Here is a 13,465-nt window from a genome sequence, read left to right as displayed (position 1 = left end):
GGGGTGACAAGCCTCGTGATGGCCTACGACAGCCTGCCGCGGGGTGGCGTCGACGTGGGTCCCCGCTTGGTGCGCCTCAATATCGGTCTGGAGGAAGAGGGCGCCCTGATTGCTGATCTTGCATCAGCACTGGACGACGCTCAGCGCTGAGGGTCGAAGCGGGTGCTGTCGCACATATCCTAAGTTTTAGCATGCCTTAAAAGTCTGTCACAAAATGCGTCGTGCAAGCAGCCATTTTGCAACAAGTGGTGACGCTTGAGATGAAATCTCAGTATCTTCAGACAAAACAGTGATAAATAGTGGAGAGCTGACCGGCTATCTCTGATTTTGTGTAAGCGATAAGCAGAAGTTTATCGATCCAGACTGCAAAAGATCCTGGAACGACACCTTAGCGCCAAATATTTGCTTTCGCGAGTTCCACCACCTCGTCACCGCGGCCGTTGAGGACGGCCTTGAGCATGTAGAGGGTGAAGCCCCTGGCCATCTCCAGCGTCACCTTCGGCGGCATGGCGAGCTCCATGCGCTCGACGACGACGTCGACCACAACGGGCCCGTCGTGGGCGAGCGCCTCGGTGAGGGCCGCCTCGAGCCAAGCCGGGTCCTCGACCCGGATGCCCTTGATGCCGACCGCCCGCGCCATGGCGGCGAAGTCCGGGTTGTCCAGGCCCGTGCCGAAGTCGACAAAGCCGGACGACTTCTGCTCGACCTCGATGAAGCCGAGCGCGCCGTTGTTGAACACGATCACCTTCACGGGCAGGTTCAGCTGCTTCAGCGTGAGCAGGTCGCCCATCAGCATGGTGAAGCCGCCGTCGCCCGAAAGGGAGATCACCTGCCGGCCCGGGAAGGCCGCTTGGGCGCCGATGGCGTGCGGCATGGCGTTGGCCATGGAGCCGTGCCAGAAAGACCCGATCAGCCGCCGCTTGCCGTTCATCGTGAGATAGCGGGCGCCCCAAACCGTCGGCAGGCCGACGTCGGCTGTGAACACGGCGTCCTCGTCGGCCAGCTCGCTCAGCACGCGCGCGACCTGCTGCGGATGGAGGCGCCCGCCGGCCCGCCCCGACGCCAGTTCGTCGAGTTCGACCCGCGTGCGGGCGTAATGGTCCAGCGCGGCGCGCAGATGGGCGTCGTCGCGGTCGCGGGCCAGCCGGGGCAGCAGGGCTCTCACCGTGGCCCCGACGTCGCCCAGCAGCCCAAGCTCGACCGGCGCGCGACGCCCGAGCACTTCGGCCCGCAGGTCCACCTGCGCGATGCGGGCGTCCTTCGGGTAGAACTGTCGATAAGGGAAGTCCGTGCCGAGCATCAGCAGGGCGTCGCAGGACCCCATGGCGTGGTAGCCGGACGCGAAGCCGATCAGCCCGGTCATGCCGACGTCGTAGGGGTTGTCCCACTCGATGTGCTCCTTGCCGCGCAGCGCGTGGACGATCGGGGCCTGAAGCACCGCTGCGAGTTCCACGACCTCGTCGTGGGCCCCCTCGACGCCGCCGCAGCACAGGATCGTCACGCGTTTCGACCCGTCGAGCAGCGCGGCGAGCCGGTCGAGCGCCTCGTCGGGCGGGACCACAACCGGGAGGGGCGGCAGCATCCTCGCGGCGCTCGGCGGCGGCGCGTCGACGGCGTCCCGCAACGCGACGTCGCCTGGGATGACGATCACCGATACGCAGCGCTCCGCCACCGCCCGGCGTATGGCCGTCTCGAGCGCGCGCGGCATCTGCGCGGGGCTCGACACCATCTCGCAATAGCTCGAGCACTCGCGGAACAGCTGATCCGGATGTGTCTCCTGGAAGTAGCCCGAGCCGATCTCGGCCGACGGGATGTGGGCCGCGATGGCGAGAACCGGCAGGCGCGAGCGGTGGGCGTCGAACAAGCCGTTGATGAGATGGAGGTTGCCGGGCCCGCAGGACCCCGCGCAGACCGCGAGCCCGCCGGTGGCGTGGGATTCACCCGCGGCCGCGAAGGCGGCTACTTCCTCGTGGCGCACGTGCAGCCATTCGATGCTGCCGCGCGCCCGGATGGCTTCCGTGATGCCGTTGAGGCTGTCGCCGACGACGCCGTAGATGCGGCGCACGCCCGCCGCCTCCAGGGTCTCGACAAACTGGTCCGCGACCTTGCGGGACATGCTGGGCTCCGTTGAACGAGGAGGTAAAGGGGCGCTGTCGCGTCAGATCAGGTGCATGGCCCGGGCGGCCTCGGCGAGGCCGTCGCGGAAGTCCGGGTGGGCGATGGCGATCAGCGCGTGGGCCCGCTCGGTCGAGGAGCGCCCCTTCATGTCGGCGGCGCCGTGCTCCGTGACGATCCAGTGCGTGTCGATGCGCGGCGTCGTCACCGGACCCGACAAGCGCGGCACGATGCGCGATACCTTGCCCTTGGCGGCCGTGGACGAGGCGGCGATGATCGATTTGCCGCCGCGCGACGCGTAGGCGCCGCGCACGAAGTCTAGCTGCCCGCCCGAGGCCGAATACTGGTGCCCGAGCATGTGCTCGGAGTTGCAGGCACCGGTGAGGTCGATCTCGATGGTGCCGTTGATCGACACGACGCCGTCGTTGCGCGCGATGTTCGAAGGATCGTTGACGTAGTCGACGGGCCAGCTTTCGACGGACGGGTTGTCGTCGATGAAATCGTACATGGCCTTCTGGCCCATAGCGAAGGTGAAGACGCTCTTGCCGCGGTTCAGCGCCTTCGCGCGGTTCGTCACGCGTCCGCAGCGGATCAGGTCGACCATGCCGGGGCTCATCACCTCGCTGTGGATGCCGAGGTCGTTGCGCCCCCCGAGCTCCGCGCAGACGAGGTTGGGGAGCGCGCCGACGCCCATCTGCAGGCAAGCGCCGTCCGGCACCATGCCGGCCACCGTGCGCGCGATGGTCCGGTCCTCGTCCGACCCCGCGCGCACCAGCAGCTCGAGGAGCGGGGCCTCGTGCTCCACGACCGCCGTCACCTCGGACACGTGCAGCGCCGAGCCGGAGCCGAACACGCGCGGCATGTGCGGGTTGACCTCCACGATCAGCCGCTTCGCCGCCCGCGCCACCGCGGTCGAATAATCGTTGCCGGTGCCGAAGCTCATGAAGCCGTGCCGGTCCATCGGCGACACGGTGCACACGAAGGTGTCGACGCGCGCCTCCTCCACCATCAGCCGCGGCGACTGGTGGAAGTTGTTCGGCACGTAGTTCAGGAACTTGGTGCCGCTGTCGGCGACGCCCTCCTTGACGAGACGGCGGTCGACGCCGGTCATGAACATGCAGAAGGGACGGATTCGGTCGCGGAGGTCGTAGGCCAGCACCGTGTCGCCGGCGGTCGACATGGCCTCGAAGTAGTAGAGGCGTAGGTCGAGCGCGGCGTCGGCGCGCGCTCGCTCGGCGAGGGCGCCGAGCAGGGCGGGGGGCTCGGCCGTGGCCATGCCCATAGCGAGGCGGCTCCCGTTCGGGATCGCCGCGACCGCGTCGGCGGGGTTGCGCAGCTTGGCGCGGTAAAGGTCCTGGACGCTGCTCATCTCGGCCTCCCTCAATAGCCGGCCGCTTCTTCGGGCGAGTGCCCGCGCCGGTGCACCAGCATGGTGCGCTCGAAGCTCATCACCTCGGCGCCGTCCTGGTTGATCCCCCGCGTCGCCACCGTGACGATGCCCTGGGTGGGGCGGCTCTTCGACTCGCGCGTGTGGAGAACCGTGCTTTCCGCGTAGAGCGTGTCGCCCGCGAAGACGGGATGGCTGGCTTTCACCTTGTCCCAGCCGAGGTTGGCGACGACCTTGGCGCTCACCGTGCGCACGCTCATGCCGGTGAGCAGCGCCAGCGTGAAGGTCGAGTCGACCAGCATGCGCTTCCACTCGGTCTTGGCCGCGTAGGCGGCGTCGAAATGCACCTGCTGCACGTTGAGGGTCAACAGCGTGAAGTAGGTGTTGTCGACGTCGAGCACGGTGCGGCCCGGCCGGTGCTCGAACACGTCGCCGGGCACGAAGTCCTCGAAATAGAGGCCGGAAGTCTCGCGGTAGCGCCGCTCGCCCACGGTCTTATAGGCGGGAAGAAGGTCCTGCATCGTCGTCTCCTGAGGGTGGTTCACGCGTGCGTGGTTCAAGCGGTCTCGCCCGCGACCGCGAGCGTGCGGCGGGCCTTGCGGGCGACGGCCTCGTCGATCATCAGGCCACCCACCGTGCCGACCCCCTTGCCGTTCTCCTCCAGCACCTTGCGGGCATTGGCGACGGCCTCGTCGCTCGGGGTGAGGGCGGCGTTGATCGGGCCGACCTGGGCCGGGTGGATGGCCGCCTTGGCGGCGAAGCCGAGCGCCACCCCGCGCCGGGTCTCGGCCGCGAGGCCTTCGGCGTCGCGCACGTCGAAAAAGGGCGTGTCGACAGCCAGCACGCCGGCCGCTGCGGCCGCCGCGACGAGACGCTGGCGCGCCCCGAGCAGCGGCTCCCACGCCGTCTCGGCGCCGAGATCGGCCGCCATGTCGGCGGCGCCGAACAGCAGCGCCGCGAGCCGGGGCGTCGCGGCGGCGATCTCCTCCAATCGGGCGAGCGCGGGGGCACTCTCGATCAGGGCGACGAGGCGGGCCCGCTTGTTGGCGGCCCCGAGCAGGCGGTCCACCGTCCGGAGGTCGCCAGCCGACTCGACCTTCGGCAGCACGGCGAAATCGGGGTCGGCGCGCCCGTCGAGCAGGGCCGACAGGTCCGCGAGGCCGGCCCGCGTCGCGAGCCCGTTGACGCGCACCGCCAGCAGCGGGCCGCCCTCCCGCCCTACCGTGGCGTGCTCCATGGCGGTGATGCGGGCGCTGCTCTTGTCGGCCGGCGCAACCGCGTCCTCAAGGTCGAGGATGAGGACGTCGGCGCCGACCTCCCGCGCCTTGCCGAAGCGCTCGGGGCGCGTCGCGGGTGTGAACAGCCAGGACCGCATGGGTCGCGTGCGTGCGTCGGTGGACATGGCTTCCCTTCAACGAGCGGGCGGCTCGCCAGGACCGCGACTGGGATCTCCGATCCCCGTCCGCCGCTCCCGCCCTCTCGCCCCTGTCGGTGAGATCGTGCCCGCCGGGCCGGCGATCCAATAGGCGCGGCCTGCGATCGCGATAGGTTTGCCGTATGGCGCCCCTCGGCCTCGCCGATGCTGGCTCTGGGCCGCCGCCGTTGCTACGGACGGAGCACGCTCGGCACCCGACGCCGCGGCGACGCTTCCAGGGATCCGAACATGGTGGAGCTTCGTCACATCCGTTACTTCGTCGCCGTGGCCGAGGAGGCGAACTTCACCCGCGCCGCCGCGCGCCTCGGGATCGGGCAGCCGCCCCTGAGCCAGCAGATCAAGGATCTCGAGAGGGAGATCGGCGCCGCCCTGTTCCGGCGCGTCCCGCGGGGCGCCGAGCTGACGGCCGCCGGACAAGCGTTTCTGGACGAGGCGCGCGCCGTGCTGGCGGGCGCGGACCGCGCCGTGCGGGCCGCGCAGAGGGCGGCCCGCGGCGAGCAGGGCCGCCTCCGGCTCGGCTTCACCGGCTCGGCCCCTTACAACCCCATGGTGACCGGCGCGGTGCGGGCTTTCCGCGACGCCTTCCCGGACGTCGCTGTCGAGCTCTTCGAGAACAACACCGCGATGCTGCTCGACGCCCTCGACGGGCACGCGATCGACGCCGCCTTCGTCCGCCCCGGCCCCTCCGACCGCCACCGGCCGAGCCTGCTGCGCGTCGACGACGAAGCGCTGCTCGCGGTTCTGTCGACAGCCCACCCCCTCGCCGGGGCCGAAAGTCTGGCGCTCGCCGATCTGGCCGCGGACGATCTCGTGACGTTTCCGCGCGCGGCCGGCCCCGAGCTCCACCGTCTCGTGATGTCCGCCTGCCGGGCCGCGGGCTTCGAGCCGCGCATCGGCCAGGAGGCGCCCCAGATCGCCTCCGTGGTCAACCTCGTGGCCGCCGGCTTCGGCTTCTCGCTCGTCCCGGCGTCGATCAGGCAGGTCGGCGTCGTCGGCGTCAGCTACCGAAGCCTCGGCGCCGACGGCCCGCGCGCGCCCTTGTCCCTGGCCTGGCGGACGGACGACCGCTCCCCCGTGGTGGCGCATTTCCTGCGCCTCGCGCGCGAGCGGATCCGGGCCGCCTGAAGCGGGATGGCGTCGGACGATCGGGGCACCCCGGGCTTCGCGTCAGGCGACGCCCTTCAGGTAGTCGCCGTGCAGGCGAGCCGCAGATGGCGAGCCGAACAGAGCGTCGAGGCGCGCGCGCGGTCAACCGGCGGTACGGGTCGCCCAAGGCGGTGTCGCCCGCATCGTGCAGCGTGTCGGTCAGGCGGACCTGCTGACCGACATGCTGGTCGTGCGGTTCGGCATCTCACGATAAGCCGCACCTTCGACCCGATCGACGCCAGGCTCCGGGTCGAGGGCGGGCCCGTCATCGCGACCTTCACGCCGAACCGGATGGCGCTGGCCCCGAGGACCTTTCGCCTGCGCGATGGCTCGGCCGGTCCGTCCTCGGGGACCGCTGCTCGCTTCACCGGTCCGCGCAGCGCAGCTCCTCGACCAGCCGCCGGGCGTGGACAGGGAGATCGTCCACGCGGCGCACGCAGATGACCAGTTTCCTCGAAGCCCAGCCGTCCTCGAGCTCGACCACGCGGATCGCCATCGACCGCTTGTAGCGCCGGGCGGCGCTTTCCGGCAGGACGGCGATCCCGGCTCCGCTTTCGACCATGCGGCAGATGCCGTCGAAGCCCCGTAACTGGATCCGGAGGCGCAGCCGGCGTCCGAGGCGGCGGGCATGATCGGCCAGGAAGTCCTGGAGCGCCGCCCCCGTCTCCAGGCCGATGAAGTCGTCGTCGAGGATGTGCTCGAAGGGGATGCGACGCCGCTGTCCGAGCGCGTGCGATCGCGGTGTCACGACGACGAGGCGGTCCTGCCGGAACGGGAAAGTCTCGACAGCGGACAGGTCGACCGTCCCGGCGACGATGCCGATGTCGGCCATGCCTTCGCGGATGCCGCGCACGATCTGGTCGGACAGGTGCTCCTGCACGTCGACGTTCACGCCGGGATTGGCGCGCAGGAACGAGCTCAGGGCGGTCGGGAGGAATTCCGTCAAGGCGTTGGTGTTGGAGAAGAGGCGCACGTGCCCCTTCAACCCCTTCGCATATTCTTCCAGCTCGCCATGCATCCGATCGCACTGCTGCAGGATGCTGCGGCCGTGCCGCAGGAGCGCGCGACCGGCTGGCGTTGGGACGACGCCGCTGCGGTCCCGCACCAGCAGCGGAATCCCGAGTTGCTCTTCCATCCCCCGCACCCGGGCGCTGGCAGCCCCCAGCGCGATGTTGGCCGCGGCGGCGCCCTTGGTGATGCTGCCCGCGTCGGCGACCTGCACGAAGAGCCTGAGGTCGGTCACGTCGAACCTCATGGCCGCCTCCCATCGCCGACGGCCTTCGCGATCCGCGAAGGGTGGGTCGACGACTGACGCATACCACCGTGGCGCGCTTTCGCGCCATCCTCCCGACAAAAGAACGGCATGGGGAGGCAGTCGATGCAGGTCGACATCGTGGAATTGCAGCGCTGGATCGGGCGCGGGGAAACGCGGGTGGACGCGGTCGGTCCCACGCCGATCGCGGCCCTGTCGGCGACGCTCGACACCGGGCGGCCCCTTCCCGTCGGCGGGGACGTCGTGCCACCCCTGTGGCACTGGCTGTTCTTCCTCCCGTTGCACCCGGGGGCCGACCTCGGCCCCGACGGCCATGCCCGGCGCGGCGGCTTCCTGCCGCCCGTGCCGCTGCAGCGGCGCATGTGGGCGGGCGGGCGCTTCGAGTTCCTCGCCCCGCTCCGCGTAGGCGACGCGATTCGCCGCGTCTCGACCATCGCTGACGTCACGGCCAAGGACGGAAGGACGGGGCCGCTCGTCTTCGTCGTCGTCCGTCACGAGGTGTTCGGCCCTGAGGGCCTCGCCCTCGTCGAGGAGCACGACATCGTCTACCGCGGCCCGGCCGCGGCCGGCGCCCCTTCGCCTGCGGCGAAGCGGGCTCCTCCAGAGCCGACCTTCACGCGGGAGATCGTTCCCGACGACGTCCTGCTGTTCCGCTATTCGGCGCTGACCTTCAACGGCCACCGTATCCACTACGACCGTCGCTACGCCACCGAGGTCGAGGGTTACCCCGGCCTCGTAGTGCATGGGCCTCTGCTCGCTACCCTGCTGGCCGGCCTCGCAGGGAGCGCGCGGCCGGACGAGGACCTGGCGGCCTTCTCGTTCCGCGCGCTCGCGACGGCCTTCGACGGCAGCCCGGTCCGGATCTGCGGCCGTCCCGGCGAGGAACCCGCGGCGCTCCGGCTGTGGGCCGAGACCGACGACGGCACGATCGCCATGGAGGCCCGCGCCGTCCTGCGACCGCGCTGAAGAGAAAGCCCGGGAAACGGGCGGACCGCGTCAACGACACAAACTGGAGGAGACGACGATGATACGAAGTGACGACCCGATCCGATCGGGGCGCGACCGGCAGATCCGTGCCGTCATGGCGAGCATGGTCGGCTCGTCGATCGAGTGGTACGACTTCTTCCTCTACGGGACCGCGGCCGCGCTGGTGTTCCCGAAGCTGTTCTTCTCCGCCGACGGCGCGAACGCCAGCCTGATCGAATCCTTCACGACCATCTTCATCGGGTTCCTGGCCCGGCCGATCGGGGCGGCGGTGTTCGGCCATATCGGCGACAAGCTCGGCCGCCGCATCACCATGGTGTCGACCCTGTCCCTCATGGGCGTCTCCACCCTGCTGATCGGATTGCTGCCCACCCAGGCGAGCTGGGGCGCGGCCGCTGGCTATTCCCTGGTCCTCCTGCGCTTCCTGCAGGGCCTCGGCGTCGGCGGCGACTGGGGCGGCTCGGTGCTGATGGCCCTGGAAACTCACAGCGGCAAGCGGCAGGGCCTCGTGGCCAGCTTGGCCCACATGGGCGTGCCGATCGGCTTCGTGCTGTCGATCGGCGCCAACCGCCTGTGCAGCGCGCTGACCGGGGCCGATTACCTCGCCGACGGCTGGCGATACCCCTTTGTGGCGGGGGCCGTCCTCCTGGCCGTCGGACTCGTGATCAGACTCCGCGCCGAGGAAACGCCCGCGTTCGCAGCGATGGTGGCTGAGCGACGCGTGCCGGACGCACCCGTGATGGCCGCCATTCGGGGAAACTGGCGCGAGATCCTGCTGTCGGCGCTGATCCGGCCCGGCGAGCAAGCGTCGTTCTACATCCTGTCGACTTTCGTGGTCTTCTACGGGGCGAACGATCTCGGGCTCGGACGCGACTTCATCCTCAACGCCGTGCTGGCGGCAGCCCTCGTGTCCACCCTCACGCTCCCCTTCTTCGGCTGGCTGTCGGACGTGGCGGGGCGCCGGCGGGTCTACCTCGCCGGAGCCCTCGGGATGACGCTGTTCGCCTTTCCGTTCTTCGGGCTGCTCGACACGCGCCAGCCCGCCCTCGTGGTCCTGGGCGTGGTGCTGGCGTTGGTGATCCACGACATGATGTACGGGCCGCAGGCCGCCTTCATCGCTGAATCGTTCCCGGCGCGCATCCGGTGCAGCGGCGCCTCGCTGGGCTACCAATGCGCCTCGATCATCGCCGGCGGCCCCGCCCCCCTGGTGTCGATCTGGCTCTACGTCCACTTCCATTCCGGCTACGCGGTCGCGGCCTACCTTGCCGCCATGGGCCTCGTCAGCGCCGTCGCCGGCCTGTTCCTCGGGCGGAGCCGCACCGCGGCTCAGACGCAGCAGGCCTTCGCGCTTCCCCCCCTGACGATCGATCCGGAGTTCACCCGATGACTGCCGCCGCCATGACGTCCGCGCCCGGGTCGCGCCCGCTGGATGGCATCACCGTGGTGTCGCTCGAACACGCCATCGCGGCGCCCTTCGCGACGCGGCAGCTGGCCGACCTCGGCGCCAGGGTCATCAAGGTCGAGCGGCCCGGAGTCGGTGATTTCGCCCGATCCTACGACGACCGCGTGCGCGGGATGGCATCGCATTTCGTCTGGTGCAACCGGTCGAAGGAAAGCCTCGCGCTCGACCTGAAGCATCCCGACGCCGCGGGCGTCCTGCGCGGCCTGGTGGGGCGGGCCGACGTGCTCGTGCAGAACCTCGCGCCGGGCGCCGCGGCCCGCCTCGGGCTGTCCGAGGCGGCGCTTCGCCCTGACCATCCCCGCTTGATCGTCTGCGACATCTCCGGCTATGGGATGGACGGCCCTTACCGCGACAAGAAGGCCTACGACCTGCTCATCCAGAGCGAGGCAGGCTTCCTGTCCGTAACGGGCACCCCCGACCAGCAGGCCAAGGCCGGCATCTCCATCGCGGACATCGCCGCCGGCATGTACGCCTACAGCGGCATCCTGGCGGCGCTGCTGCGGCGCGAGCGCACGGGATGCGGATCCCACCTCGACATCTCCATGCTCGAAGCCCTGGGCGAGTGGATGAGCTTCCCCCTGTACTACGGCTTCGAGGGCGCCCCTCCGCCGCCCCGCACCGGCGCGAGCCACGCCACGATCTTCCCCTATGGCCCGTTCCCGAGCGGTGACGGATCGACCGTGATGCTGGGCCTGCAGAACGAGCGCGAGTGGGCCGTGTTCTGCGAGCGGGTGCTCGGCAGACCGGATCTGGCGAGCGACGAGCGCTTCGCGTCCAACGTGGCCCGGGTGCGCAACCGGGGCGCGCTGACCGACATCATCTCGGCCTCCTTCCGATTGTCCACGGCGGAAGCCATCACGTTGGCGCTCGAAGACGCGGGGATCGCCAACGCCCAGGTCCGGACGATGCGCGACGTTTGGGACCATCCCCAGCTCCGAGCCCGCGACCGCTGGACCGAGGTGTCGACGCCCGTGGGACCGGTCCCGACTCTCGTCCCGCCAGCGACGCCGCGCGGTTCGTCGCCCCGCCTGGATGCCGTGCCGGCTCTGGGTGAGCACACGGTGTCGATCCTTCGGGAACTCGGCCTGGAACCGGAGCGCGTCGAGGCCCTCTGTCCGCAAGCGCCTTGAGCCGCCTCCGTCGTCGACAGCCGAAATCGACCGTCGGCACCAGACGCCTCCGCCAAAGAGCGGGGTGAACGGAACGCAGGCCCGCATGCGGCGCTCCGCTCGCCGTCCCGACTTGCAAATCTCGGCCATCCCGGAGGCGCCACCTCACTTCGGTGTTCTTCAGCCGTGATCGGGGACATATGGGGAAGCAGCATCGCCAGCCAGTCCGACCTGCCCACCGGCGAGCGATGCAGTAGGTCAGACGGACGTCCGCTCCAGAGCAACCGGCACTCGAGCTTCAACGTCTTGGTCGGGTCGACTCCCGCCGGTCAAGGATGGGTGGGTAGCAGCGTTCCGCTCTGGATCGCGATCGAGCCGAAGCAGTTGTCCGGCATAGCCTGCCGGGACCGGATGGAGGCCAACAGCTCGCGACAGTAGAGTAAACTGGGCCGCAGGTTCGGCATCAAAATCGATGCGCCACGCCGGCCGAGATCTGGAAGTCAGGTGCGGCCCGGTTGAGCCCGACGAAGCCGCCGAGATCGACCTGGGTAGTGGGAGTGACGAGGTAGGCCAAGGCCGCCTCGGCTGTGTAGGTGTCAGGCGTGAGTCGGTCGGCGTTTACCACCGAAGTGAACTCCACACTCGCCGTGAGATGGTCGACACCCGGAACGGCGTGGGACAGGTTGGCGATGTTGGTGAAGCTCGCGAACGCCGGCCCTGTCCCGTTGCGCATCGCCTGGATCTCGGTCTCCAAGACGAGCTGAAAATCCGAAGGCAGGTTGATGCTGAGTGGAGCGATGATGCCGCCATCGACACGCTGAATGCCAAAATGCCGGTCACCACTTGGAATTGAGACGAACGGCGCCAAAGCGAGGGCATAGGTCCCGCCCTCGTTGCCGAAAAAATTGTAGCGCGCCTGGAGCGTCACGGCTCCAGTCCCGATGTCGTGCGACGTCACGCGGCCGGTGCGGTTCGCCGTGGTCTGATCAGACAGCAGGCCCGCCGTCAGCAGGTCAAACTCCAAAGACTGCGTCAAGCCGAGCCTGACCTCGGGATCGAGGCTCTCCAGCGTCCCTGTCGTGGTGCGGCGGTCGCTCGACTGGCTGAAGTCCAGGACGTCGCTCTCGACCTGAAGTCGCCCGGCGTCGATCGTGAAGGGAGAAATGCTGTTCAGAGGCCGGTCGGGGATGAAGCTGCGCAAGGCGCTGTCGGGCGTGGGATCGAACAGGCTGTAGCTCGACTTGCCTGCTGACGGGTCGCCGGCGGTCGCGGGACCGGATAGCATCGTGAGACAGCACGCGAGGGAGGTCAAGAAAGCCGTTGTGAATCGCATCGATTAGCCCGTTCCGCTCGCCGAATGAGGGAAACCATGTCGACGGTTAAACCCTCCCGCCAGCGGCTGTCGACATCGGAGTCGACAGGGATGCGCCCGTCGAGACGACGCGAGAGGGTGCGTGCTCGATCTGCAACGGCCGAAAGCGCCTGCCGTCGACCTTCGGTGAACCTGGGTGGAGTTGCCAGCATGGATTGAACGAGCCTCCGTCGTCGCTCAGATTGCGGCGAGTGTCGCCGAGGTGCATGACTGTTGGCGATGACCACGTCCCGCCCTTTCCCGCTCGGCTACCTCGGTCCCTTCGGCTCCCGTCCCCGGCTCGCGGCCGCCATCGGCCTCGGCCTCTTGGCCGGGTTGCTGCTGGCCTTCGTGCCGTCGGGGCTCGACATGCCGACCCGCTTCATCGTGGCCTGGGATCTCGGCTGTGTCGCTTTTTTGTGGATGACACTCAGCCACATCGCAGGGCTTGACGCGCCCTTCATCCGCAGCGCCGCCGCGCGCCAGGACGAGGGCCAAGGCATGATCCTTGCCCTGGTGTTGGCACTCTCCGCAGCGTCCCTGGCCGCCGTCGCCGTCGAGCTGTCCTTCGCAAAGGGCGCACACGGGCTTGATGAAGCGTCGCGAGTGGCGCTTGCCTTCGGCAGCGTGGCGATCTCATGGTTCTTCACGCAACTCATCTTCGCGCTGCACTATGCCCATGAATATTACTCGCCGGACGATGACAGCGACCCAGCGACGCTGCAGCAGGGCGGCCTGAAATTCCCGGACGACGACAGCCCGGATTACTGGGACTTCATCCATTTTGCCGTGGTGATCGGCGTCGCGTCCCAGACCGCCGACGTGGAATTCACCTCGAAGCGCATGCGCCGGATCGGCACCGTGCAGGGCATCGTAGCCTTCACGTTCAACACGGTGATTCTGGCCCTGACGATCAACATCCTGGCCGGACTGCTGACGTGAGGTGGTCTGCGTCCCGCCAACCTCGCGGCCTCACGCGGCGGCAGGACCGGACCTCGCCAGGAGGGAGGGTCGAGACGCGCTCAACTGCCCCCCGCGAGCCCGACACGGTGTGAAGCGAATATCGGTGCGGCGTTTGAGATGTCCGCTTCGGAGACTGCCGTAGCGGTCCAACAATGGCCGGGTCGGTGAAGGGTTACGGACGGCGGCCGGCACTGGCCGAGCGTCTAGGCTGAGGGCCGCCGTCGGTAAGCCGCCCAAGGA

The 13,465-nt window shown here is 69.1% G+C and carries 11 protein-coding genes; 5 read left to right on the top strand and 6 right to left on the bottom strand.

The features are described from left to right. Nucleotides 1-388: 388 nt before the first annotated feature. Genes poxB through ripC form a run of 4 tightly spaced genes read right to left on the bottom strand, consistent with a single transcriptional unit; the run spans nucleotide 389 to nucleotide 4,904 of the window. Complete coding sequence (gene poxB / locus D3273_RS25680; RefSeq protein WP_129229807.1) at nucleotides 389-2,116, bottom strand: ubiquinone-dependent pyruvate dehydrogenase; 1,728 nt, start codon at nucleotides 2,114-2,116, stop codon at nucleotides 389-391. 42 nt (nucleotides 2,117-2,158) lie between these two features. Further along, nucleotides 2,159-3,484 (bottom strand): acetyl-CoA hydrolase/transferase family protein, encoded by a 1,326-nt coding sequence (locus tag D3273_RS25675; protein WP_129229806.1) that lies wholly within the window; start codon nucleotides 3,482-3,484, stop codon nucleotides 2,159-2,161. Nucleotides 3,485-3,495: 11 nt separating this feature from the next. Next, a complete protein-coding gene (gene ripB / locus D3273_RS25670) occupies nucleotides 3,496-4,023 on the bottom strand; it encodes a (R)-specific enoyl-CoA hydratase RipB/Ich (protein WP_129229805.1) in 528 nt (175 codons plus the stop codon). A 35-nt stretch (nucleotides 4,024-4,058) separates the two neighbouring features. After that, on the bottom strand, nucleotides 4,059-4,904 hold the full coding sequence (ripC, locus tag D3273_RS25665) for an itaconate degradation C-C-lyase RipC (protein WP_129229804.1): 846 nt from the start codon (nucleotides 4,902-4,904) through the stop codon (nucleotides 4,059-4,061). A gap of 264 nt (nucleotides 4,905-5,168) precedes the next feature. Between ripC and D3273_RS25660 the strand changes: the two genes are divergently transcribed. Beyond that, on the top strand, nucleotides 5,169-6,062 hold the full coding sequence (locus D3273_RS25660; RefSeq protein ID WP_129229809.1) for a LysR family transcriptional regulator: 894 nt from the start codon (nucleotides 5,169-5,171) through the stop codon (nucleotides 6,060-6,062). Nucleotides 6,063-6,447: 385 nt separating this feature from the next. Here D3273_RS25660 and D3273_RS25655 read toward each other — a convergent pair whose 3' ends face one another. Further along, a complete protein-coding gene (locus D3273_RS25655; RefSeq protein WP_129229803.1) occupies nucleotides 6,448-7,338 on the bottom strand; it encodes a LysR substrate-binding domain-containing protein in 891 nt (296 codons plus the stop codon). Between the two features lie 123 nt (nucleotides 7,339-7,461). Between D3273_RS25655 and D3273_RS25650 the strand changes: the two genes are divergently transcribed. Genes D3273_RS25650 through D3273_RS25640 form a run of 3 tightly spaced genes read left to right on the top strand, consistent with a single transcriptional unit; the run spans nucleotide 7,462 to nucleotide 10,932 of the window. Further along, nucleotides 7,462-8,322 (top strand): HTD2 family dehydratase, encoded by an 861-nt coding sequence (locus D3273_RS25650; RefSeq protein ID WP_207210905.1) that lies wholly within the window; start codon nucleotides 7,462-7,464, stop codon nucleotides 8,320-8,322. Nucleotides 8,323-8,380: 58 nt separating this feature from the next. Beyond that, a complete protein-coding gene (locus D3273_RS25645) occupies nucleotides 8,381-9,727 on the top strand; it encodes an MFS transporter (RefSeq protein ID WP_129229801.1) in 1,347 nt (448 codons plus the stop codon). Then, a complete protein-coding gene (locus D3273_RS25640; protein ID WP_207210904.1) occupies nucleotides 9,724-10,932 on the top strand; it encodes a CaiB/BaiF CoA transferase family protein in 1,209 nt (402 codons plus the stop codon). Before D3273_RS25645 ends, D3273_RS25640 begins: the two co-directional genes overlap by 4 nt. A 442-nt stretch (nucleotides 10,933-11,374) precedes the next feature. Here the strand turns inward: D3273_RS25640 and D3273_RS25635 are convergent, their stop codons facing one another. Then, the gene (locus D3273_RS25635) at nucleotides 11,375-12,223 is read right to left on the bottom strand and encodes a transporter (protein WP_165359697.1); all 849 of its coding nucleotides are present in this window, start codon (nucleotides 12,221-12,223) and stop codon (nucleotides 11,375-11,377) included. A 279-nt stretch (nucleotides 12,224-12,502) separates the two neighbouring features. On the opposite strand from D3273_RS25635, the gene D3273_RS25630 reads away from it, so the two are divergent. After that, nucleotides 12,503-13,204 (top strand): DUF1345 domain-containing protein, encoded by a 702-nt coding sequence (locus D3273_RS25630; RefSeq protein ID WP_245501391.1) that lies wholly within the window; start codon nucleotides 12,503-12,505, stop codon nucleotides 13,202-13,204. Nucleotides 13,205-13,465 lie beyond the last annotated feature (261 nt).

Origin of the sequence: Lichenibacterium minor, from assembly GCF_004137685.1 — a bacterium.
Lineage (GTDB): Bacteria > Pseudomonadota > Alphaproteobacteria > Rhizobiales > Beijerinckiaceae > Lichenihabitans > Lichenihabitans minor.
This window is presented reverse-complemented; position numbering and strand designations above follow the sequence as displayed.